At 67.9% G+C, this 20,301-nt stretch carries 19 protein-coding genes; 1 reads left to right on the plus strand and 18 read right to left on the minus strand.

The window, feature by feature from the left end:
- Positions 1-12: 12 nt before the first annotated feature.
- Positions 13-3,531, minus strand: coding sequence for a DNA polymerase III subunit alpha (dnaE, locus tag AB0N59_RS13080; RefSeq protein ID WP_363483890.1), 3,519 nt, complete (start codon positions 3,529-3,531; stop codon positions 13-15).
- A gap of 65 nt (positions 3,532-3,596) precedes the next feature.
- On the opposite strand from dnaE, the gene AB0N59_RS13085 reads away from it, so the two are divergent.
- Positions 3,597-4,079 carry an NUDIX domain-containing protein gene (locus AB0N59_RS13085; protein ID WP_363483893.1) on the plus strand — a complete coding sequence of 161 codons (483 nt, stop codon included), beginning with the start codon at positions 3,597-3,599 and terminating at the stop codon, positions 4,077-4,079.
- Between the two features lie 3 nt (positions 4,080-4,082).
- Here AB0N59_RS13085 and AB0N59_RS13090 read toward each other — a convergent pair whose 3' ends face one another.
- The 17 genes from AB0N59_RS13090 to murF form a co-directional block, all read right to left on the minus strand.
- Entirely contained in the window at positions 4,083-5,165 is a 1,083-nt protein-coding gene (locus AB0N59_RS13090; RefSeq protein WP_363483896.1) for a hypothetical protein, read from the minus strand.
- Positions 5,166-5,199: 34 nt separating this feature from the next.
- Positions 5,200-5,802 (minus strand): RNA polymerase sigma factor, encoded by a 603-nt coding sequence (locus tag AB0N59_RS13095; RefSeq protein ID WP_363483899.1) that lies wholly within the window; start codon positions 5,800-5,802, stop codon positions 5,200-5,202.
- 31 nt (positions 5,803-5,833) lie between these two features.
- Positions 5,834-6,415 (minus strand): GNAT family N-acetyltransferase, encoded by a 582-nt coding sequence (locus tag AB0N59_RS13100; RefSeq protein ID WP_363483902.1) that lies wholly within the window; start codon positions 6,413-6,415, stop codon positions 5,834-5,836.
- 48 nt (positions 6,416-6,463) lie between these two features.
- The gene (locus tag AB0N59_RS13105; protein WP_363483905.1) at positions 6,464-7,396 is read right to left on the minus strand and encodes an RluA family pseudouridine synthase; all 933 of its coding nucleotides are present in this window, start codon (positions 7,394-7,396) and stop codon (positions 6,464-6,466) included.
- 2 nt (positions 7,397-7,398) lie between these two features.
- Complete coding sequence (gene lspA, locus AB0N59_RS13110; protein WP_363483908.1) at positions 7,399-7,980, minus strand: signal peptidase II; 582 nt, start codon at positions 7,978-7,980, stop codon at positions 7,399-7,401.
- A gap of 7 nt (positions 7,981-7,987) precedes the next feature.
- Complete coding sequence (locus AB0N59_RS13115) at positions 7,988-8,548, minus strand: DivIVA domain-containing protein (RefSeq protein WP_363483911.1); 561 nt, start codon at positions 8,546-8,548, stop codon at positions 7,988-7,990.
- Between the two features lie 129 nt (positions 8,549-8,677).
- A complete protein-coding gene (locus AB0N59_RS13120; RefSeq protein WP_363484254.1) occupies positions 8,678-8,971 on the minus strand; it encodes a YggT family protein in 294 nt (97 codons plus the stop codon).
- Positions 8,972-8,980: 9 nt separating this feature from the next.
- Positions 8,981-9,454, minus strand: a complete 474-nt coding sequence (sepF, locus tag AB0N59_RS13125; RefSeq protein ID WP_363483914.1) for a cell division protein SepF — start codon at positions 9,452-9,454, stop codon at positions 8,981-8,983.
- Between the two features lie 43 nt (positions 9,455-9,497).
- Complete coding sequence (locus tag AB0N59_RS13130) at positions 9,498-10,175, minus strand: YggS family pyridoxal phosphate-dependent enzyme (RefSeq protein WP_363484257.1); 678 nt, start codon at positions 10,173-10,175, stop codon at positions 9,498-9,500.
- Between the two features lie 13 nt (positions 10,176-10,188).
- Positions 10,189-11,331 carry a cell division protein FtsZ gene (ftsZ, locus tag AB0N59_RS13135; protein ID WP_363483917.1) on the minus strand — a complete coding sequence of 381 codons (1,143 nt, stop codon included), beginning with the start codon at positions 11,329-11,331 and terminating at the stop codon, positions 10,189-10,191.
- Positions 11,332-11,537: 206 nt separating this feature from the next.
- Positions 11,538-12,566, minus strand: coding sequence for an FtsQ-type POTRA domain-containing protein (locus AB0N59_RS13140; protein WP_363483920.1), 1,029 nt, complete (start codon positions 12,564-12,566; stop codon positions 11,538-11,540).
- A gap of 1 nt (position 12,567) precedes the next feature.
- On the minus strand, positions 12,568-13,968 hold the full coding sequence (murC, locus tag AB0N59_RS13145) for a UDP-N-acetylmuramate--L-alanine ligase (RefSeq protein WP_363483923.1): 1,401 nt from the start codon (positions 13,966-13,968) through the stop codon (positions 12,568-12,570).
- Between the two features lie 12 nt (positions 13,969-13,980).
- On the minus strand, positions 13,981-15,054 hold the full coding sequence (locus tag AB0N59_RS13150; RefSeq protein ID WP_363483926.1) for a UDP-N-acetylglucosamine--N-acetylmuramyl-(pentapeptide) pyrophosphoryl-undecaprenol N-acetylglucosamine transferase: 1,074 nt from the start codon (positions 15,052-15,054) through the stop codon (positions 13,981-13,983).
- Positions 15,051-16,277: a putative lipid II flippase FtsW gene (gene ftsW, locus AB0N59_RS13155; RefSeq protein WP_363483929.1), complete on the minus strand. Its 1,227-nt coding sequence runs from the start codon at positions 16,275-16,277 to the stop codon at positions 15,051-15,053. The genes AB0N59_RS13150 and ftsW overlap by 4 nt, the downstream gene beginning before the upstream one ends.
- Before the next feature lie 15 nt (positions 16,278-16,292).
- The gene (gene murD, locus AB0N59_RS13160; RefSeq protein WP_363483932.1) at positions 16,293-17,795 is read right to left on the minus strand and encodes a UDP-N-acetylmuramoyl-L-alanine--D-glutamate ligase; all 1,503 of its coding nucleotides are present in this window, start codon (positions 17,793-17,795) and stop codon (positions 16,293-16,295) included.
- Positions 17,792-18,892: a phospho-N-acetylmuramoyl-pentapeptide-transferase gene (mraY, locus tag AB0N59_RS13165; protein WP_204973980.1), complete on the minus strand. Its 1,101-nt coding sequence runs from the start codon at positions 18,890-18,892 to the stop codon at positions 17,792-17,794. Before mraY ends, murD begins: the two co-directional genes overlap by 4 nt.
- Entirely contained in the window at positions 18,889-20,301 is a 1,413-nt protein-coding gene (gene murF / locus AB0N59_RS13170) for a UDP-N-acetylmuramoyl-tripeptide--D-alanyl-D-alanine ligase (protein WP_363483935.1), read from the minus strand. Before murF ends, mraY begins: the two co-directional genes overlap by 4 nt.

Consider the following 20,301-nt stretch of genomic DNA (forward strand, 5'->3'; position numbering starts at 1 on the left):
GTCGTCGTTCGCTCAGCCGAGGCAGGCCGGGCCGAGCAGCGATTTGAGATCGCCGAACAGGTCGGCGGAGACCTTGACGGGCATCGGCACTTCGAAGACCTTGGCCGAGGTCCCGCGGTGCACGCGAAGCAGCACTTCGGTCTCGCCGGCGTGCCGGCGAAGCACGTCGGCGAGGTCGTTCATGACCCGTTCGGTCGCGCGCTGCTCCGCCACGAGCAGAGACAGCGGCCCTGCGGCGTCGAAGGATCCCACGTCGGGTGCGAACGCCGACTGCGCATGCAGGTTGAGTCCGTCGTCACGCCGCGAGACGCGACCGCGGACCGCGAGGATGGCATCCTGCTGCAACGTGTGCTGGAACTCGGTGTACGTCTTGCCCATGAACATGACGGTCACCTCCCCGTTGAAGTCCTCGACCGTGATCATGCCGTAGGGGTTGCCGCTGGCCTTCGCCACGCGGTGCTGCACGCTGGTCACGAGACCGGCGACCGTCACCTGGTCGCCGTCCTGCAGATCCTCCGATGTGAGCAGGTCGTTGATCGAGATGGAGGCGTGCTTCGCGAGCGGCACCTCGAGACCGGCCAGCGGGTGATCAGAGACGTAGAGCCCCAGCATCTCGCGCTCGAAGGCCAGCTTGTCCTTCTTCACCCATTCGGGGCGGTCGGGGACCTTGGCGGGCGCCGCCTCTTCCATGTCGTCGTACAGGCTGTCGAAGTCGAAGCCGATCGCCCCCTGGGCCTCGTTCCGCTTGCGATCGACCGCGGCTTCGACGGCGGACTCGTGGATCTCCATGAGTGCACGACGGGTGTCGCCCATCGAGTCGAACGCGCCGGCCTTGATCAACGACTCGACGGTGCGCTTGTTGGAGACGTGCAGCGGGACCTTGCTGAGGAAGTCGTGGAACGACGTGAATGCGCCGTCCTTGCGCGAGGCGACGATTCCGTCCACGACATTGCTGCCGACGTTGCGCACGGCGCCGAGGCCGAAGCGGATGTCCTCGCCGACAGCCGCGAAGAAGTTGATCGACTCCGAGACATCGGGCGGGAGCACCCGGATGCCCATGCGCCGGCACTCGTTGAGGTAGAGCGCCATCTTGTCTTTGGAGTCGCCGACGCTCGTGAGCAGCGCGGCCATGTACTCGGCCGGGTAGTGCGCCTTCAGATACGCGGTCCAGTAGGAGACGAGGCCGTACGCGGCGGAGTGCGCTTTGTTGAAGGCGTAGTCCGAGAAGGGCAGAAGGATGTCCCAGAGCGCCTTCACCGCGCCCTCGCCGTATCCCCGCTCCTTCATTCCGCCGGAGAAGCCCTCGTACTGCTTGTCGAGCTCGGACTTCTTCTTCTTGCCCATCGCACGACGCAGGATGTCGGCCTGGCCGAGGCTGAACCCGGCCACCTTCTGGGCGATGGCCATGACCTGCTCCTGGTAGATGATCAGGCCGTACGACTCCTCGAGGATGTCAGCCAGCGGCTCTTCCAGCTCGGGGTGGATGGGTGTGATCTCCTGCAGCCCGTTCTTGCGCAGGGCGTAGTTCGTGTGCGAGTTCGCACCCATCGGACCCGGGCGGTAGAGCGCGATGAGGGCCGAGATGTCGCCGAAGTTGTCGGGCTTCATCAGTCGCATCAGCGAGCGCAGCGGCGGACTGTCGAGCTGGAAGACGCCCAGCGTGTCTCCTCGGGCGAGCAGATCGTAGACCGCGCGATCGTCGAGGCCGAGGTGCTCGAGGTCGAGCTCCTCGCCCCTGTTCATCCGGATGTTGTCGAGCGCATCCGAGATGATCGTGAGGTTGCGCAGCCCTAGGAAGTCCATCTTGATCAGACCGAGCGACTCGCACGACGGGTAGTCGAACTGCGTGACGATCTGACCGTCCTGCTCGCGCTTCATGATCGGGATGATGTCGAGCAGCGGGTGCGACGACATGATCACACCGGCGGCGTGCACGCCCCACTGCCGCTTCAGGCCCTCGAGCCCGAGAGCCCGATCGAAGACGGTCTTCGCCTCGGGATCGGTGTCGATCAGGGCACGGAACTCGCTGGCTTCCTTGTACCGCGGGTGCGCGCTGTCGTACATGCCGCTGAGCGGCATGTCCTTGCCCATCACCGCCGGCGGCATCGCCTTCGTCAGTCGATCGCCCATGCTGAACGGGAAGCCGAGCACCCGTCCGGCGTCCTTGAGCGCCTGCTTCGACTTGATCGTGCCGTAGGTGACGATCTGCGCGACGCGTTCGGAGCCGTACTTCTCGGTGACGTACTCGATGACCTCGCCGCGGCGACGGTCGTCGAAGTCGACGTCGAAGTCGGGCATCGAGACGCGGTCGGGGTTGAGGAAGCGCTCGAAGATCAGGCCGTGCTCGAGCGGGTCGAGATCGGTGATCTTCATCGCGTAGGCGACCATCGAGCCGGCTCCCGAGCCACGGCCGGGCCCGACGCGGATGCCGTTGTCCTTCGCCCAGTTGATGAAGTCGGCGACCACCAGGAAGTAGCCGGGGAAGCCCATCTGCAGGATGACGCCGAGCTCGTACTCCGCCTGCTTGCGCACCTTGTCGGGAATGCCGCCCGGATAGCGGTAGTGGAGGCCTGCCTCGACCTCTTTCACCAGCCAGCTGTCTTCCGTCTCGCCGTCCGGCACGGGGAACTTCGGCATGTAGTTCGCCGAGGTGTCGAACTCGACCTGGCAGCGCTCCGCGATCAGCAGGGTGTTGTCACACGCCTCCGGGTGGTCGCGGAACAGCTGGCGCATCTCCTGGGCTGTCTTGATGTAGTACCCGTCGCCGTCGAACTTGAAGCGGTTGGGATCGTCCATCGTCGAGCCGGACTGCACGCACAGGAGGGCCTCGTGTGCATCGGCCTCGTGCTGGTGCGTGTAGTGCGAGTCGTTGGTCGCGACCAGCGGGATGCTGAGGTCCTTGGCGAGTCGCAGCAGGTCGGTCATCACGCGGCGCTCGATGGAGAGCCCGTGATCCATGATCTCGGCGAAGAAGTTCTCCTTCCCGAAGATGTCCTGGAACTCGGCTGCCGCCGCCCGGGCCGCGTCGTACTGCCCGAGGCGGAGCCTCGTCTGGACCTCGCCCGACGGGCATCCGGTGGTGGCGATCAGCCCCTTGCCGTAGGTCTGCAGCAGCTCGCGGTCCATACGGGGCTTGAAGTAGTAGCCCTCCATGCTCGATCGCGAGCTGATGCGGAACAGATTGTGCATGCCCTGCGTGGTCTCACTCCACATGGTCATGTGGGTGTAAGCGCCCGAGCCCGAGACGTCGTCGCTCTTCTGATCCGGCGATCCCCACGACACGCGGGTCTTGTCGCTGCGGTGCGTTCCGGGCGTCATGTACGCCTCGAGCCCGATGATCGGCTTGATGCCGGCGTTCTTCGCCGCGTTGTAGAACTCGAATGCGGCGAAGGTGTTGCCGTGGTCGGTGACGGCGATCGCAGGCATCCCGTAGTCGGCCGCGGCCTGCGTCATGGCGTTGATCTTCGCCGCACCGTCCAGCATCGAGTACTCGCTGTGGACGTGGAGGTGCACGAAGGAGTCGGATGCCATGATTCGAGTCTACGTATCCCCCTCCGACATCAGGTCCCGCGAGCACACCCGGATACGATCGGAGCATGGCAACCCCTGAGTTCGTCCTCGCCCTGCGCGAGCACATCGGCACCGCCCCGCTCGCGCTCGTCGGCACCACCGCGATCGTGTTCCGAGACGAGAAGGTCCTGCTCGGCAAGCGCGCGGACAACGGGGCCTGGCAGCCCATCGCCGGCATCGTCGAGCCCGGCGAGGAGCCGGCGGATGCCGCTGCGCGGGAGTGCCTCGAGGAGGCGGGCATCGTGGTCTCCGTGGACCGGCTCGCCCTCGTGCAGCAGCTTCCGCGCATCACGTACGGAAACGGAGATCAGGTCGACTATCTCGACCTCGTCTTCCGCTGCTCCTGGGTGTCCGGTGTCCCTCATCCTGCCGATGGCGAGCTCACCGAGGTCGACTTCTACGACCTGGCCGCGATGGGCGACATCGACCAGGCGCAGGTGCGCAAGATCGCCCTCGCGATGGCTGAGGACGATCCTGCGCACTTCCGGGGTGGGCGGGTCAGGCGCTGAGCCTCACGGGATCTCGTCGACGATCGAGACGGTGAACGTCCGCCGCTGGTCAGGGGTGGAGTCCGGCACGAGCGCGGGATTGCTCCCCGTGCGTTCGGTGTACTCGAGCACGATTCCCGTGCGCGTGTCGATGGTGACCGAATGCCAGCGATCGGGCTGCGGGTCGTTGCTGTGTCCCGGCACCGTGTGGAAGACGACGGTGGCCCGCTCGCCGTCCTGGGAGACCACCTCTGAGCCAGGAAGCTCACTCAAGACGCGGTACAACGCTGCCCGCTGCTCTTTCGATCCCACATTCTGAGCCAGCATGGCGGCCAGCGTCCACCCCGTCTTCTGAGGGTCGGTGCTCCCGTCGCCGTACACCTGGTCGAACCACGCTTTCAACGCGCCAGGCTCGTCGGGTACCCGGTCGAGGAAGTCGCTCAGCTGCCCGCCTTGTCCGTCGGCCCATCCGCCCGACGGTCCTGGTCCACCGACGATCCTGAGCTCCGGATCCATCGGGGTCAGAGTCTGCAGCCATTCCGCCGCATGCGCCTCCGCACCGGCTCCGAAGTGCGCGACCGTCGAAAGATCTCCGGGGAAGCGCAGCACCCACTCCCCGTGGATGTCGGCCGGCGCGAACGACGTCTGCGTGCGGCTCATGACCCAGGACGCCTCGGCGTTTCCTCTCGTCACGGCGAGATCGTTCACGCCGTCGACGGAGTTGAAGTTGATCAGCGTCTCCTCGACCATGTCGATGCGCACGTACTGCCCCTGCGAGGGTGAGGGAACTTCGCCCCTGAGCACGCGCTGTGCCACCGAGGCGAAGACGGTCTGCGCCGTCGCAGGCTGGGCCGGCGATGCGGAGGGCTTCGCGCTCGGCTCCACGGGCACGACGCTGGCGTCCGGCGAAGGCGACTCGGCAGGCCCGGCTACCTGCTGGCCCTGAGGTGTGAGGACGCTCGGCAGGACGAGCACTCCGATCGCGACGGCTGCCAGCCCGGCAACAGCACCGCCGAGAAGCAGGGCAGGACGGCGAAGCCGGCCTCGTGACGATCGCGTGCTCTCCTCCCTGATCGCACCCGCGAGCTTCGCGCGGGCGTCGGACACCGCGCCTTCGCGCGCATCAACGTCGTTTCTCAGATCACGCACGCGCTGCAACACGTCCATCACGATCACCTTTCTCCTGTTCGGGTCCGGTCACGCCCCGCTTGCCCCTCGCGGGATCCAGCTTCCGGCGTACGCGGTTCAGGCGTGAGCGCACGGTTCCGACGGGGATGCGCAGAGCCACGGCGATCTCCTCATAGGTGAGGTCGGCCCAGGCGTACAGCAGCAATGTCTCTCTGTCCGCCGCCGAGAGCGCCGCGATCCGCCCGCCGAGCGCACGCGCTTCGACCGCCGCGTCGACACGCTCCCCGGCTGCTTCGGCCTCGCCGAACTGGACGTGCTGCTCCCAGCCGGCGACGGCGTTGAGCGATCGCCACTGCCGGGCCTCAGCGGCTCGCTGTTTGCGCACCAGCCGTGAGGCGATGCCGAGCAGCCAGGGAAGACTCGACTCCCAGCTGGTGTCGAACGCTGCTCGACGTCGGAACGCCACCAGGAACGTCTCACTCAGAACGTCATCACCCGCGTCGCCGACTCGCCGGGCGGCGAAGGAGGCTATGGCGCGCGCGTGTCGCTCGAAGATCTCGGAGAAGGCCCCCGGGTCCTCGATCGACCGCGCGATGATCTCGCTGTCTGTGCTCACACTGTGTATTGCCCGTGTCTCAGCTTTCGGTTCACGGTCTCTCGGAAAGGTCGAGCCGCATCAGCACTCGCGGGAAACCGTCCAGCACGGATCCCGTGCCAGCTGCCTTCTCGAAGCCGGCGCTCTCGAAGAGCGAGCGGGTGCCGACATACATCATCGTCTGGTTGACCTTCTCACCGCGGTTGTCGACCGGATAGCCCTCGATCGCAGGAGCACCGCGCTCGCGTGCGTACTCGACCGCCCCCGCGACGAGCGCGTGCATGATGCCCTGCTTCCGATGCCCCGGTCGCACGCGGAAGCACCACAGCGACCACACGTCGAGCTCATCGATATGGGGGATCAGACGGTTTCGCGCGAAGCTGGTGTCGCGCCTCGGGTGCAGTGCCGCCCAGCCGACGGGGGCGTCGTCGAGGTACGCGATGACGCCGGGCGGCGGGTCGTGATCGCACAGCTCCCTGACGCGATCCGCGCGCGCCTCGCCCCGCAGCGCGACGTTCTCTTTGCTGCCGATGCGGTAGCTCAGGCAGAAGCAGACATTGGACGCCGGATTCTTCGGCCCGACGAGCGTTGCGACGTCGTCGAAGCGCGTCGCCGGTCTCACCTCGATGCTCACCCGAGCAGTCTTGCGCATGCCGCCGACATCGCGACGAAGGTGACCCGATCAGTCCGTGCCGCGGCCCGGGTCGAGGACCTCGAGGGCATGCCGGAAGTCTGCCGGGTACGGCGACTCGAACTGCACCCACTCCCCTGTGGCCGGGTGGCTGAAGGCGAGCTGGTGCGCGTGCAGCCACTGCCGTGTGAGTCCGAGCTTGGCCGAGAGGGTCGGGTCGGCGCCATACAGCGGGTCTCCGACACACGGATGCCGGTGCGCTGCCATGTGCACGCGGATCTGATGTGTGCGCCCGGTCTCGAGGTGGATCTCGAGCAGTGACGCTCCAGGGAACGCCTCGAGAGTCTCGTAGTGGGTCACCGATGGCTTGCCGTCCGGCACGACCGCGAACTTCCAGCTGTGGTTCGGATGCCGGCCGATCGGCGCATCGATGGTGCCGCTCAGCGGATCCGGATGCCCTTGCACGACCGCGTGGTAGATCTTCTCGACGGTTCGCTCTTTGAAGGCGCGCTTGAGTGCGGTGTAGGCGCTCTCGGTCTTCGCGACGACCATGAGCCCGCTGGTCCCGACATCGAGTCGATGCACGACACCCTGGCGTTCCGGCGCTCCGCTCGTCGCCACCCGGAACCCGGCTGCTGCGAGAGCTCCGACCACGGTCGGTCCTTCCCAGCCCAACGAGGGATGGGCTGCGACTCCGGTCGGCTTGTCCACGACGACGATGTCATCATCGTCGTACACGATCCCGAGATCGGGCACGGGGATCGGCTCGATCCGGGGCTCCTCCTTCGGCGACCAGCTGACATCGAGCCAGCCTCCCGCGCGAAGACGGTCGGACTTCCCGATCGGAACGCCGTCCAGCGTCACCCCTCCGGCTTCGGCCACCTCGGCGGCGAAGGTGCGCGAGAAGCCCAGCATCTTCGCCAGCGCTGCGTCGACGCGCTGGCCGTCGAGCCCGTCGGGGACGGGAAGGCTGCGTGACTGCATGATCAGGCGCCCGCGGACGCTGCCGCGTCCTCCTGGCCGCTCGCGGCATCGTCGGCTGCGCTCTTCTCGTGCTCGCGCTCGCGTGTGCCGTCCAGACGCAGCCCGAACACCACGAGGAGTGCGACCGAGATCATGCCGGAGACGATGAAGATGTCGGCGACGTTGAAGATCGCGGGCAGCATCCACGGCATCGAGATCATGTCGACCACATGGCCGACGGCGAAACCGGGTTCGCGCAGCAGGCGATCGGTGAGATTGCCGAGCACACCGCCCAGAAGGCACCCCATCACCACGGCCCAGAGCCGGGAGCCGACTTCGAACGTCTTCCAGACGATGATCCCCGCCACGATCGCCATGGCGATCGTGAAGATCCACGTCATGTTGGAGCCGATGGAGAAGGCTGCTCCGGAGTTGCGCACGTAGTACAGCTGGAGGAACTCACCCAGCACCGGCACGGCCTCGTGCTTAGGGAGGTTCTCGATCGTGAGGTGCTTCACAAACTGATCGGCGGCCAGCACGATCGCCGCGAGAATCGCGACGATCGCACCGGCCGCCGACCGACGAAGAGGACGACGTCCTGCCAAGAGTGACCTACAGGCCGATGGCGGAGACGGGCGTCGAGTCCGTCGGAGACTTCTGGTCGAGGTCGCGCAGCTGGCCCTCGATCATCGCGCGCAGCTTGCCGCGGTAGTCGCGCTCGAACTCGCGGAGCTCGGTGATGCGCCCCTCGAGGGTGTTGCGCTCGCGCTCGAGTCGTGCCGACTCCTCGCGCTGCTTGGCCTCGGCCTCGGTGCGGATACGCGCGACCTCTGCCTCGGCGTCCTCGATGAGCTGCTTGCGCTTCGCCTCACCCTCCGCGACGTGCTCGTCGTGGAGGCGCTGAGCGAGCTCGATGATGCCTGCGGAGGTGCCGGTCGACGACGCCTCGGCAGCCGGAGCCTGAGCAGGAGCAGCCGCGACCGGTGCGGGCGCGCTCTCGCCGGACTCGAAGGCCGCGAGCTTCGCCTTCAGCTCGTTGTTCTCCTCGATGGTCTTGCGCCATTCAACGACGATCTCGTCGAGGTAGTCGTCGACCTCCTCGGGGTCGAAGCCGTCCTTGAATCGGACGTGCTGGAACTCCTTGTGGACGACGTCATCCGGGGTAAGTGCCATGGGTGGCTCCTCTTTCGATGAGTTCGGTTGCCAGTCGCTGAGAGCCGGCGATGTGGTTCTTTTGACGCGTACCCGGGGCGCGCGCCTGGGAGCCAAGCATAGTCCCCCAGTCTGAGCGGCGCAGGTCGATCAGGTCAGTGCGCGCACGATCGCCATCAGGATGAACACGCTGAGCATGGTCAGCATGAATCCGAAATCGAGCGCGATCGCACCGATCCGCAGCGGCGGGACCAGCCTGCGGAAGAAGCGGATGGGCGGGTCGGTGATCGTGTAGACGATCTCCGCCGCGACCAGCCCGGCGCCGGTGGGGCGCCAGGATCGGTTGAACATCGGGATGTACTCGAGCACCAGGCGGACGATGAGCACGAACACGTAGAGCGTCAGCACCAGTTCGACGATGCCGCCGATGATGCTGAGGATCATTCCCACGGATCAGGAGTCGAACGAGGCGGAGTCCGCCTGAGCGATGCCACCCTGTCCCGACACGGCGATGTTCTCGGGCGAGAGCAGGAAGACCTTGCTGGTGACTCGCTCGATTCGTCCGTAGAGACCCAGCGACAGGCCGCTTGCGAAGTCGATCAGGCGACGCGCGTCGGCGTCGCTCATCTGCGACAGGTTGATGATGACGGGAACGCCGTCGCGGAAGTTCTCGGCGATGATCTGCGCGTCACGGTACTGCTTCGGGTGCACGGTGAGGATCTCGTTGACCGCGCCGGCCGCCGGCTGACGCACGGCGGTCGGTCGACGCAGGGGCGTGACGGGAGCAGGCGCGACCTCGTCCCGTTCGGGGGTCTCGTGCTTGTCGCGCGGGGCACGCGCGGGCGTCTGCGCGGCCTCTTCCTCGTAGACCTCTTCCTCATCGGCGAGGCCGAGATACACCATGGTCTTCTTCAGCGGGTTACCCATCGTGTCCTCCGGTTCGAACGTTCGGGCTGGTCTGGTTGAAAGGCTAACCCCGGTCGGGGCGCGGGCCTGTGATTGCGGAACCGATCCGCAGGTGTGTCGCACCCGCATCGATCGCCGCCTCGAAATCGCCGGTCATCCCGGCTGAGATCCACGTCGCGGCGGGTGCCAGCGCGCGGATGCGGTCGGCCACTCCGCGCAGACGCTCGAAAGCCCTCGCGGGCTCCTCATCGAGTGGAGCGACGGCCATGACGCCGCGAAGTCGCAGCGACGGAAGCTGGAGCACATGCTCGGCCAGCGCCTCGGCATCCGAGAGCGTGCTGCCCCCGCGCCCGAGATCTTCCGTCAGGTTGACCTGCACCAGAACATCGAGCGGGTCACCGTCGGCATCCACACGATGCAGAGCATCCGCGAGCTTCACGCGGTCGACGGAGTGGACCACGTCGGAGTCGCGGCGGATCGCCGCCGCCTTGTTGGTCTGCGCCTGGCCGATGAAGTGCCAGCGCACGTCGACATCGTCGAGAGCGGCGCGCTTCGCGGACATCTCCTGCTGCCGGTTCTCGCCGACGTCGGCGACGCCGAGCTCATGCAGCTCGCGCACCAGGGAAGCCGGGTGGAACTTGGTCACCACGATGCGGGTGATCTCTTCCTGCTCCCGACCAGCCCGGCGCGCGGCGTCGGCGATGCGCTCATCGATCGCCGACAGCCGCGCACTCAGATCCACGTCGGGCACAGGATCACTTCAGGAACTCGGGGATGTCGATGTCGTCGTCCGAGAACGCAGGCTCGATGTGCGAGGCCACGGGCGCCGGAGCTGCGACCGGCTTGGCCGGCTCGACACGCTCGTCGGAGGACTTCTCGTCGACGCGCACCTCCGGCAGCGGGTTGGCTGCCGGACGCTCGACGACCATCGGCTCCAGCCGCGGCGCGGGCTCGCCGCCGTCGAAGCCGGCCGCGATCACCGTGACGCGCACCTCGTCTCCGAGGGTGTCGTCGATGACCGTTCCGAAGATGATGTTCGCCTCGGGGTGCGCCGCCTCCTTGACGAGGTCCGCGGCGTCGTGGATCTCGAAGATGCCGAGATTCGAGCCACCCTGGATCGACAGCAGAACGCCGTGCGCTCCCTCGATGGACGCCTCCAGCAGCGGGGACTCCACGGCCAGCTCAGCTGCCTTGATCGCCCGATCCGCGCCCCGAGCCGAGCCGATGCCCATGAGCGCCGAACCCGCCCCCTGCATGACGGACTTCACGTCGGCGAAGTCGAGGTTGATGAGGCCCGGAGTGGTGATGAGGTCGGTGATGCCCTGCACACCGGCCAGCAGCACCTGGTCTGCGGTGGCGAATGCCTCGATCATGGAGATGCCGCGATCGCTGATCTCGAGGAGTCGGTCGTTCGGCACCACGATGAGCGTGTCGACCTCTTCCTTCAGCTTGGACACGCCCGCCTCCGCCTGGCTCTGGCGGCGGCGACCCTCGAAGGAGAACGGCTTGGTCACCACGCCGATGGTCAGCGCGCCGATCGACTTCGCGATGCGCGCCACGACGGGAGCACCGCCGGTACCGGTTCCGCCACCTTCGCCCGCGGTGACGAACACCATGTCGGCGCCCGTCAGGGCCTGCTCGATCTCCTCGGCGTGGTCCTCGGCGGCGCGACGACCCACCTCGGGGTCTGCGCCGGCACCGAGTCCGCGGGTCAGTTCGCGACCCACGTCGAGCTTGACGTCTGCGTCGCTCATCAGCAGCGCCTGCGCGTCGGTGTTGACGGCGATGAACTCGACTCCGCGGAGTCCGAGCTCGATCATGCGGTTGACGGCGTTGACGCCGCCACCGCCGACGCCGACGACCTTGATCACGGCGAGGTAGTTCTGGTTCTGGCTCATGGCCGGCCTCCGTTATTCGAGCCTGACGAGGGATAAACCTTAAACCTCAACGAGAGGGTTAAACTGTTTCCCGGTATTGCGTTCTCGTGATCGACGGTATGCGCAAGACCCGCGTGCGCCCGCACCGACGCGGCGTGTCGCCGTGATCGATGTCCGTCGGAGTTCGCCATGGCCCCTGACGGCTTCCGCACGATACGAAAGCGGACTCAGCGCACCACCGGCACGGTCGGAGAGGACACGTCGAACGCCTTCGAATCAGGCGACGCGGCGATGAGTCGGACGAGGACGGCCGCCTTGAGGACCGAATCCCTCTCGCTCCCCCACACCACGGTCTTGCCGTCGGCCAGCCGCAGCGCCACGTCGTCGCCCGAGGTCGCTCGAACCGTCGTCACCGTGCCTCGCAGATCGGCAGGCAGGGAACGCATCACGAGCCCGGCGCTGCGGAACGCCGCGGAGTCGATGCCGCCGGTGATCTCGAGCTCGGGCCGCCCCTCCGGCAGCTCGGGGCTCGACGAGAGCACGACGCCCGCCGCATCGACGACCGCGTAGCCGTCCGCGTCGCGGATGGCGCCGATGGGCGTGCGCTCCACGATGCGCACGAGCAGCTCACGCGGCGGCCGCACCTCGAGCGCGTACGACTCGATGATGGGGAATCCACCCAGTGCGGACTTCACCTCGTCGGCGTCGACCAGCGCCAGCGGTGCACCGATCTGATCGGACAGGGACTGCTGCACGACGGCAGGTTCGATCGTCTTCGCACCCGCGACGGTGATCTTCTCGACCGCGAACATCGGGCTGTATGCGGCGATCACGCTGCCGAGCACCAGTGCGACGACCGCGCCGATCGAGCCCCACACGATGAATCGGCGGCGGCGCGACCGCTGAGTGAACCGTCTGATCTCCGCCCGCAGCGCCTTGCGGCGGGCGCGCGCCGCCCGCCAGACCTCACCGCTGCGCATCGGGGCGCTCACCGTGTCTCGATCGGCCTCTTCGATCACAGCCGTGATCGAAGAGGCGTCGCCGGTGACGCCCCCGGCAGCGTAGCTGTGAATGCCATCGGCATCCGGTGCGACGGCATCCGGCATCCGCACATCGGCGGCGACCGCCGCGTCATCCGCTCCCCCACCGCCGAAGCCCGGCAGGCCACGACGGCGACGGACCGACGGGGCGCTCTCGACGCCCTCGTCGGGGTGCGGCTCCTCGGGCGAGGCCGGAAGCGGTGCCGGGCGCCGCATCTCAGTCCTCGGCGGACCGGCGCAGCGAGTCGAGCACCTGCGGGATGATCTGATACACGTTGCCGCAGCCGAGCGTCACGACGTAGTCCCCGTCGCGGGCGATGCGTGCGGTGTAGTCGGCAGCCTCCTGCCAATCCGGCACGTAGTGCACGTTCCCCTGGTCGGCGAAGGCGCCGCTGACCAGCTCGCCCGTGACACCGGGGACGGGATCCTCGCGCGCGCCGTACACGTCGAGCATGACGGTGTGATCGGCGAGCTCCTCGAGGACCTCGGCGAACTCGCGGTACATGTGCTGGGTTCGGGAGTACGTGTGCGGCTGCTGGATCGCGATGAGGCGCCCGGAGCCGGCCACGCCGCGCATCGCCTCGAGCGCCGCGCGCACCTCGGTGGGATGGTGCGAGTAGTCGTCGTACACGTGCACGCCACGGGCCTCACCGTGCAGCTCGAGGCGCCGAACGGTGCCCGCGAAGCCCTCGACCGCGCGGACAGCGGCCTCGAGGTCGTAGCCGAGGGTGAGCAGCACGGCGACGACGCCACCGGCGTTGATCGCGTTGTGCGCCCCCGGCACCGCCAGCTGCATGCGCACCGACTGGTCGCCGTGCACGAGCGTGGCGGACACGCCGCCGGCTGCGGCGATGTCGTCGATGCGCAGGTCTGCGTCGGCAGCACGACCGAAGGTCACGACGGTGCGGTGGGTGAGGCCGGCACGCACGCGCTGGGCTCCCGCATCATCGCTCGAGATCACGACAGCCTCTCGTGCCCCGTCGGCGAAGCGCACGAAGGCGTCGTAGAACGCATCCTCGGAGCCGAAGAAGTCGAGGTGGTCCGGGTCGACGTTGGTGATGACCGCGATCGCCGTGTCATAGAGCTCGAACGTGCCGTCGGACTCGTCGGCCTCGATGACGAAGAGCTCATCGACGCCAGTGCCGCTCGATACGCCCAGCTGCTCGATCACGCCGCCGTTGACGAAGCTCGGGTCTGCACCGAGAGCCTGCAGTGAGGTGACGAGCATCCCGGTCGAGCTGGTCTTGCCGTGCGCCCCGGCGACCGAGACGAGGCGGCGCCCCCCGATCAGCCAGAACAGGGCCTGGGAGCGATGGATGACGTGCAGTCCGCGCTGCTTGGCCGTCGTGAACTCGGGATTCTCGGGCCAGATGGCTCCCGTGTGGATCACGGTGTCGGCGTCGCCCAGGTGCGCGGCGTCATGGCCGACGTGCACCGTGGCACCGGCGGCGGCGAGAGCGCGCAGGTTGGCGCTGTCGGCGCGGTCGGAGCCGGAGACGCGGATGCCCGCATCGAGGAACATCTTCGCGAGTCCGCTCATCCCGGATCCGCCGATGCCGATGAAGTGGGCGGAGCGGATCTCGTCGGGGATGGGGAGAGTGAGGTCGGGTCTGATCATGTCGCTCCCAGTCTACTTTTCGGCGAGAGCGCGATCGACGAGCGCGATGAGATCCTCGGCGCCCGTCCGCGACCCGATGCGCTCGGCCGAGGCCGCCATCGCCTCGATGCGCTGACGATCGCCGAGCAGCGGGATGATCCGCTCACGGACCACATCCGCGTCGAACGTCGCGTCGTCGAGCAGCACCGCCGCGCCCGCCGCGACCGCGGAGGCGGCATTCAGGCGCTGTTCGCCGTTGCCGACCGAGTAGGGCACGTAGACGGCGGGGATGCCGAGGGCGCTGACCTCGCTGACGGTGGCGGAGCCCGCGCGGGACACGATCAGGTCGGCAAGTGCGAAGGCCAGGTCCATCCGGTCGATGTAGCGACGCATCGTATAGCCGGGCACCTCCGGATCCACGAGGTCACTGCGCTCGCCCGTGGCATGCAGCAGCTGCCAGCCCGCGGCGAGGACGTCGCCCCACGACCCGGCGATCGCCTCGTTCAGTCGGAGGGCTCCGAGCGAGCCGCCGAAGACGAGCAGAACGGGTCGATCCGCGTCGAGTCCGAAGTACTCGGCCGCCTCGGCGCGCAGACCGGCGCGATCGAGCTCGACCACCTCTCGGCGCAGAGGCATCCCCACGACTTCCCCTCGCCGCAGCGGCGTGCCATCGAAGGCCACCCCCACCGCTGCCGCGGTGCGGGCGCCGAGCACGTTGGCGAGCCCGGGCTTGGCGTTCGCCTCGTGCACCACGAACGGGATCCGCTCGCGCCGCGCGGCGATGTACGCGGGCGCAGATGCGTAGCCGCCGAAGCCGACGACGACGTCGACGTCGTGGCGGCGGATGTGCGCGCGCACCTGCGCGACCGCCCGCTGGAAGGCCGCGGGGAACACCACGGCGGCCCGGTTCGGGCGGCGCGGGAACGGCACCTTGTCGACGATGAGGAGCTCATAGCCGCGCTCGGGGACCAGGCGCGACTCGAGCCCCTCTTTCGTGCCGAGCACGAGCACGTCATCGCCCTCGCGCTGACGCAGCAGATCAGCGACGGCGAGCAGGGGGTTCACATGGCCGGCGGTGCCACCGCCGGCGAGAAGGTACGAAGTCACCTCGCGACCTTACCCCTCGCCGTCGCCCCGGCGCCCATCGCAGGGGCGGCCGGAGACTCGGCCCCGGAAGCGGGCATCGTGCGCGCGAACGCCAGCAGCACTCCGCACGCGGCGAGCACCGAGATCAGTGCTGTGCCGCCCTGCGACATGAACGGCAGCGGAACGCCCATCACGGGGAAGACGCGCAGGACCACGCCGATGTTGATGAGAGCCTGCCCCAGGATCCACACGCCGATCCCGCCGGCGGCGACGCGGACGAACGGGTCGTCCGAACGACGCACGATGCGGAACACGCCGATCGCGAGGACGGCGAACAGCGCGAGCACCAGCACGCAGCCGATCAGCCCGAGCTCTTCGCCGACGATGGCGAAGATGTAGTCGTTCTCGGCCGCGGGCAGCCACCCGTACTTCTCCTGCGAATTGCCGAGGCCGACACCGAAGATGCCGCCGTTCGCCATGCCCCAGATGCCGTGCACGGCCTGATAGCAGGGACCGGAGTTGTCGCACGCCTCGGGGTTGAGCGCCGAGAGGATGCGACCCATGCGGTTGTCGCTCGAGGCGGCGTAGAACCCCACGGCGATGACCCCGAGGATCATCGGCAGGATGAACAGCCGCAGCTTGACGCCCGAGAAGAACAGGCAGCCGAGCATGATCAGCACGAGCACCATCGCGGTGCCGAGGTCTTTCGCCCCGATGACCGTGCCGATGACGAGCGCCGAGACGGGCACCACGGGGATGAACACGTGATGCCAGATGCCGAGGCGAGCGCGCTTGCGCAGCAGCACGTAGGCGATCCACAGCGCGAGAGTCAGCTTGAGGAACTCGGAGGGCTGCAGCTGGAATCCGGCGATGCGGATCCAGTTGGTGTTGCCGTACGACGACACGCGCAGACCAGGGACGAACACGAGCAGCTGCAGCACCGTCGCCGCGATCAGGGCGGGCCACGCGATGCGCCCGAGGAACTTCACGGGGAGCCTGCTGATGAGGAGCATCAGCGGGATGCCGATCATGGCGAAGATCCCCTGCTTGATCGCTCCGTCCCACGGGTCGGACTTCGCGCTGGTGGCAGACAGCACCATGACCCACCCGAAGACCGTGAGGACGAGCGCCGTCGAGGCGATGAGCACGAATTCGGTGGTCGGCGCGGTGAAGAGGCGACCGAGAGAGACCCGGGCTGCGAGCCCTCGCTCGTCAGTGCGCGGAGGGCGACCGACCTGTGTCATCCGCGCCTCCCCTGCTCACGATCCGGACTGCTCGATCCATGCGCGCACCGCCTGTGCGAAACGCTCTCCCCGGTCCGCGTAACTCGAGAACTGGTCGAAGGATGCCGCGGCAGGAGCCAGCAGAACCGTGCCCTCGCCCACGATGATCCCCGTCGCCAGTTCAACGACGCGATCCATGACATCACCAGTCTCACCGGGGATCACCTCGAACACCGGCACCTGGGATGCGTGTCGCTGGAATGCCGACAGAACAGGTTCGCGGTCGACGCCGATCACGATCGCGGCTCCCGCTGTCCGACCGGCCTCGGCGACGAGATCGCCGAGATCGACGCCCTTGAGATCGCCCCCGACCACCCATACCGCGCCCGGGTACGCCCGCAGCGACGACGCCGCGGCGTGAGGGTTGGTCGCCTTCGAGTCGTCGACCCAGCGGATGCCGCGATGCTCGGCGACCACCTGTATGCGGTGCGCATCGAGGGAGAATCCCTGCAGCGCGTCGCGGATCGCGGCGGGCTCGACACCGAGTGACCGCGCGAGTGCGGCTGCGGCGAGGATGTTCTGGACGATGTGCGGCGCATCCAGCCCGACGGCACGCAGGTCCGTCACCGTCGTCAGCTCGAGGGCGCTGTTGCGCCGATCATCGTGGAAGGCACGATCGACGAGGATCCCGTCGACGATGCCGAGATCGCTGGGGCCCGGCGTGCCGAGATCGAACCCGATGGCGCGGGCGCCCTCGGTGACGTCGGCCTCTTCGACCATCCGCCTCGTGGCGACGTCCGCCTTGTTGTACACGCAGGCGACCTTCGTATGCCGATACACGAACGACTTCGCCTCGCGATACGCGTCCGCGCTGCCGTGCCACACCAGGTGGTCGTCGGCGAGGTTGAGGCAGACCGCGGAATGCGGCACGAGCTGACCTGCGGTCTCGGACTGGCCGATGTACCAGAGCTGGTGGCTCGACAGCTCCACCACGAGCACATCGAACCCACCGGGGTCGCGGACGGCGTCGAGCACGGGGACGCCGATGTTGCCGCACGGCGCAGCGCGCAGTCCACCCGCCTGAAGGAGGGTGGCAGTGAGCTGGGTCGTGGTCGTCTTGCCGTTGGTGCCGGTGATCAGCACCCACTCGGCCGGCTCACCGTCTGCGCGCACGACCTTGTCGCGCACGCGCCATGCGAGCTCGACGTCTCCCCAGAGCGCGATGCCGCTCTCTCGCGTCCACTGGATCAGCGGATGCGAGGGCGGGAAGCCGGGTGAGGCGATCACGACCTCGGGCGCGAACTCGCGAAGCGCATCCGGCACATCGGTGAGCGGCCCCAGTTCGAGGCGTGCACCGATCACCGGCACGAGCCGGGCGTATTCGTCCGATGCGCCCTCTGAGAGCACCAGCACCTCGGCGCCGAGCTCGGTGAGCGTGTCGGCCGCCGAGAATCCGGTCATCGACAGCCCGAGCACGGCGACCCGCAGCCCTGACCAGTCGGAGTGCCAGCTCGTGAGCGTGTCCAGTCGGGCGCTCATGCCTGGATCAGCCAGTCGACGTAGAAGAGTCCGACAGCCGAGACGGCGAGCAGACCGGCGATGATCCACAGTCTCACGACGATCGTGACCTCGGCCCAGCCTCGCATCTCGAGGTGGTGGTGGAACGGGCTCATCAGGAAGAGCCGCTTGCCCCCGGTCACCTTGAAGTACAGCCGCTGCAGGATCACCGAGCCCGACGAGAGCACGAAGATGCCGGCGATCACGAGCAGGAGCAGCTCGGTGCGCGTGAGGATCGCCATCGCGGTGATGACGCCGCCGATAGCCATGGATCCGACGTCGCCCATGAACACCTTCGCCTTGGGGGCGTTCCACCACAGGAATCCGACCAGGCCTCCCGCGAACGCCGCGGAGACAGTGGCGAGGTTCAGTGGCTCTCGCACCTCGTAGCAGCCGGCCTGCACCATCAGCGCGCCGACGCACGACTGCTTGAACTGCCAGAACGCGATCAGGCTGTACGCACCGACCACGACCACGCCGGCGCCCGCGGCCAGACCGTCGAGTCCGTCGGTGAGGTTCACGCTGTTCGAGGTCGCGACGCCGATCACGGAGACCCAGATGAGGTAGAGGATCCAGCCGAGCACCGCACCGAACGCGAAGAGGTTCAGCCAGGAGATGTCGCGGAACAGCGACACGTGTCCGCTGGCCGGGTACTGGCCGAGGCGGTTCGGGAAGTTGAGGGCGACGATGCCGAACGGCACGAGCACGAGCAGCTGCCCGACGATCTTGCGCCAACCCGAGAGGCCGAGGCTGCGCTGGCTGCGGATCTTCATGTAGTCGTCGATGAAGCCGACCACGCCGAAGCCGACCATGAGCCACAGCACGAGGATCGCCGACAGCGCCGGGGTGGTGCCGCCGAACAGGCTGCCGGCGAAGTACCCGAGGATCGTCCCGACGATGAAGATGACGCCGCCCATGGTGGGGGTGCCGCGCTTGGCCTCGTGGCTCGGATTCGCGATGTCCTCGGGGGTGCGGATCACCTGCCCCCATCCGATCCGGCGGAACACCTTCAGGAAGACGGGGGTCAGGAAGAGCGAGAAGGCGAGCGAAATCGCCGTCGCCATAAGCAAGGACCTCACGAGAACGATTCTCCCAGACGATCGCCGAGATGCCGGAGCCCCGCGGAGTTGGACGACTTCACCAGCACGCGGTCACCGTCGCGCAGCTCGCCCTTCAGGTACTCGAAGGCGGCGTCCTGGTCCGGCAGGTGCACGGCCTCGCCGTCCCACGAACCCTCGCCGACGGCCGCGAGGAACAGCCTCCGCGCCTCGGGACCGACGACCACGATGCGCTGGATGTTCAGACGAACGGCGAGCAGCCCGATGCGGTCGTGCTCCTCCCCCGCCGTCTCACCGAGCTCGCTCATCGCGCCCAGCACGGCGACGGTGCGCTCACCAGGCGCCACGATCTGGGCGAGGGTGCGCAGCGCCGCCGCCATCGAGTCGGGGCTCGCGTTGTAGGCGTCGTTGATGATGCGCACGCGGTCGGAGCCCATCGGCTGCATCCTCCACCGCTCGGCGATCTCCACGGTCTCGAGACGGCTGATCGAGTGCGCGACCGGCACACCGAGAACGCGGGCCGCGGCGATCGCCGCGAGGGCGTTGTGCACGTGGTGGGCGCCGAGCACCTGAAGCCGCAGCGGGGTCTCCTCGCCGTCGGCGAGGATGACGGCCGAGGTGCCGTTGGCGGCCACCTCGATGCGGTCGGCACGGACGTCGGCATCCGGATGCTGGCCGAACCCGACGACAGACATCCCGCGCTCCTCGGCGATCGACCTCATGGCCCAGACTCGCGGGTCGTCGATGTTGAGCACGGCCGTGCCGTCGGTTCGAGCAGCGGAGACCAGTTCGGACTTCGCCTTCGCGGTCGCCTCGATGCCTCCGAAGCCGCCGGCGTGCGCGAGCCCCACCATCAGCACGACCGACACATCGGGCGTCACGAGTCCTGCGAGGCGCGCGATGCTGCCGGCGCCTGCGGCGCCGAACTCGCTCACCAGGAATCGGGTGGTGGGCGTGACCCTTAGCATCGTGAGGGGCGCTCCGACCTCGTTGTTGTACGAGCGGACCGGGGCCACCGTCTCGCCCTCCTCCGAGAGGATCCGGGCGAGGAAGTTCTTGGTGGTGGTCTTGCCGTTCGACCCGGTGATGCCGACGATCTTGAGCTCTCCCGCGGCGCGCACGCGCGCGACGACTTCGCGGGCGAGGTCGGCGAGGGCGACGACGGCGTCGGCGACGACGATTTGGGTCACCGCGACGTCTACCGGGCGCTCGACGATGGCGAGCACAGCGCCCGCCTCTGCGGCGGCGCTGACGAAGTTGTGGCCGTCGGTCACCTCGCCGGGCTTGGCGACGAAGATCGAGCCGGTGGTCATCTCGCGGGAGTCGGTGTCGACGGTCCCGTCGACGACGGTCTCGGCCGTGTGCGGGGCGTGCAGACGCAGCTCACCGTGCAGGACCTCGGCGATCTCGGCGAGCGGAAGGGCGATCAT

It is taken from the genome of Microbacterium sp. NPDC089321 (genome assembly GCF_040684935.1).
Classification (GTDB): domain Bacteria; phylum Actinomycetota; class Actinomycetes; order Actinomycetales; family Microbacteriaceae; genus Microbacterium.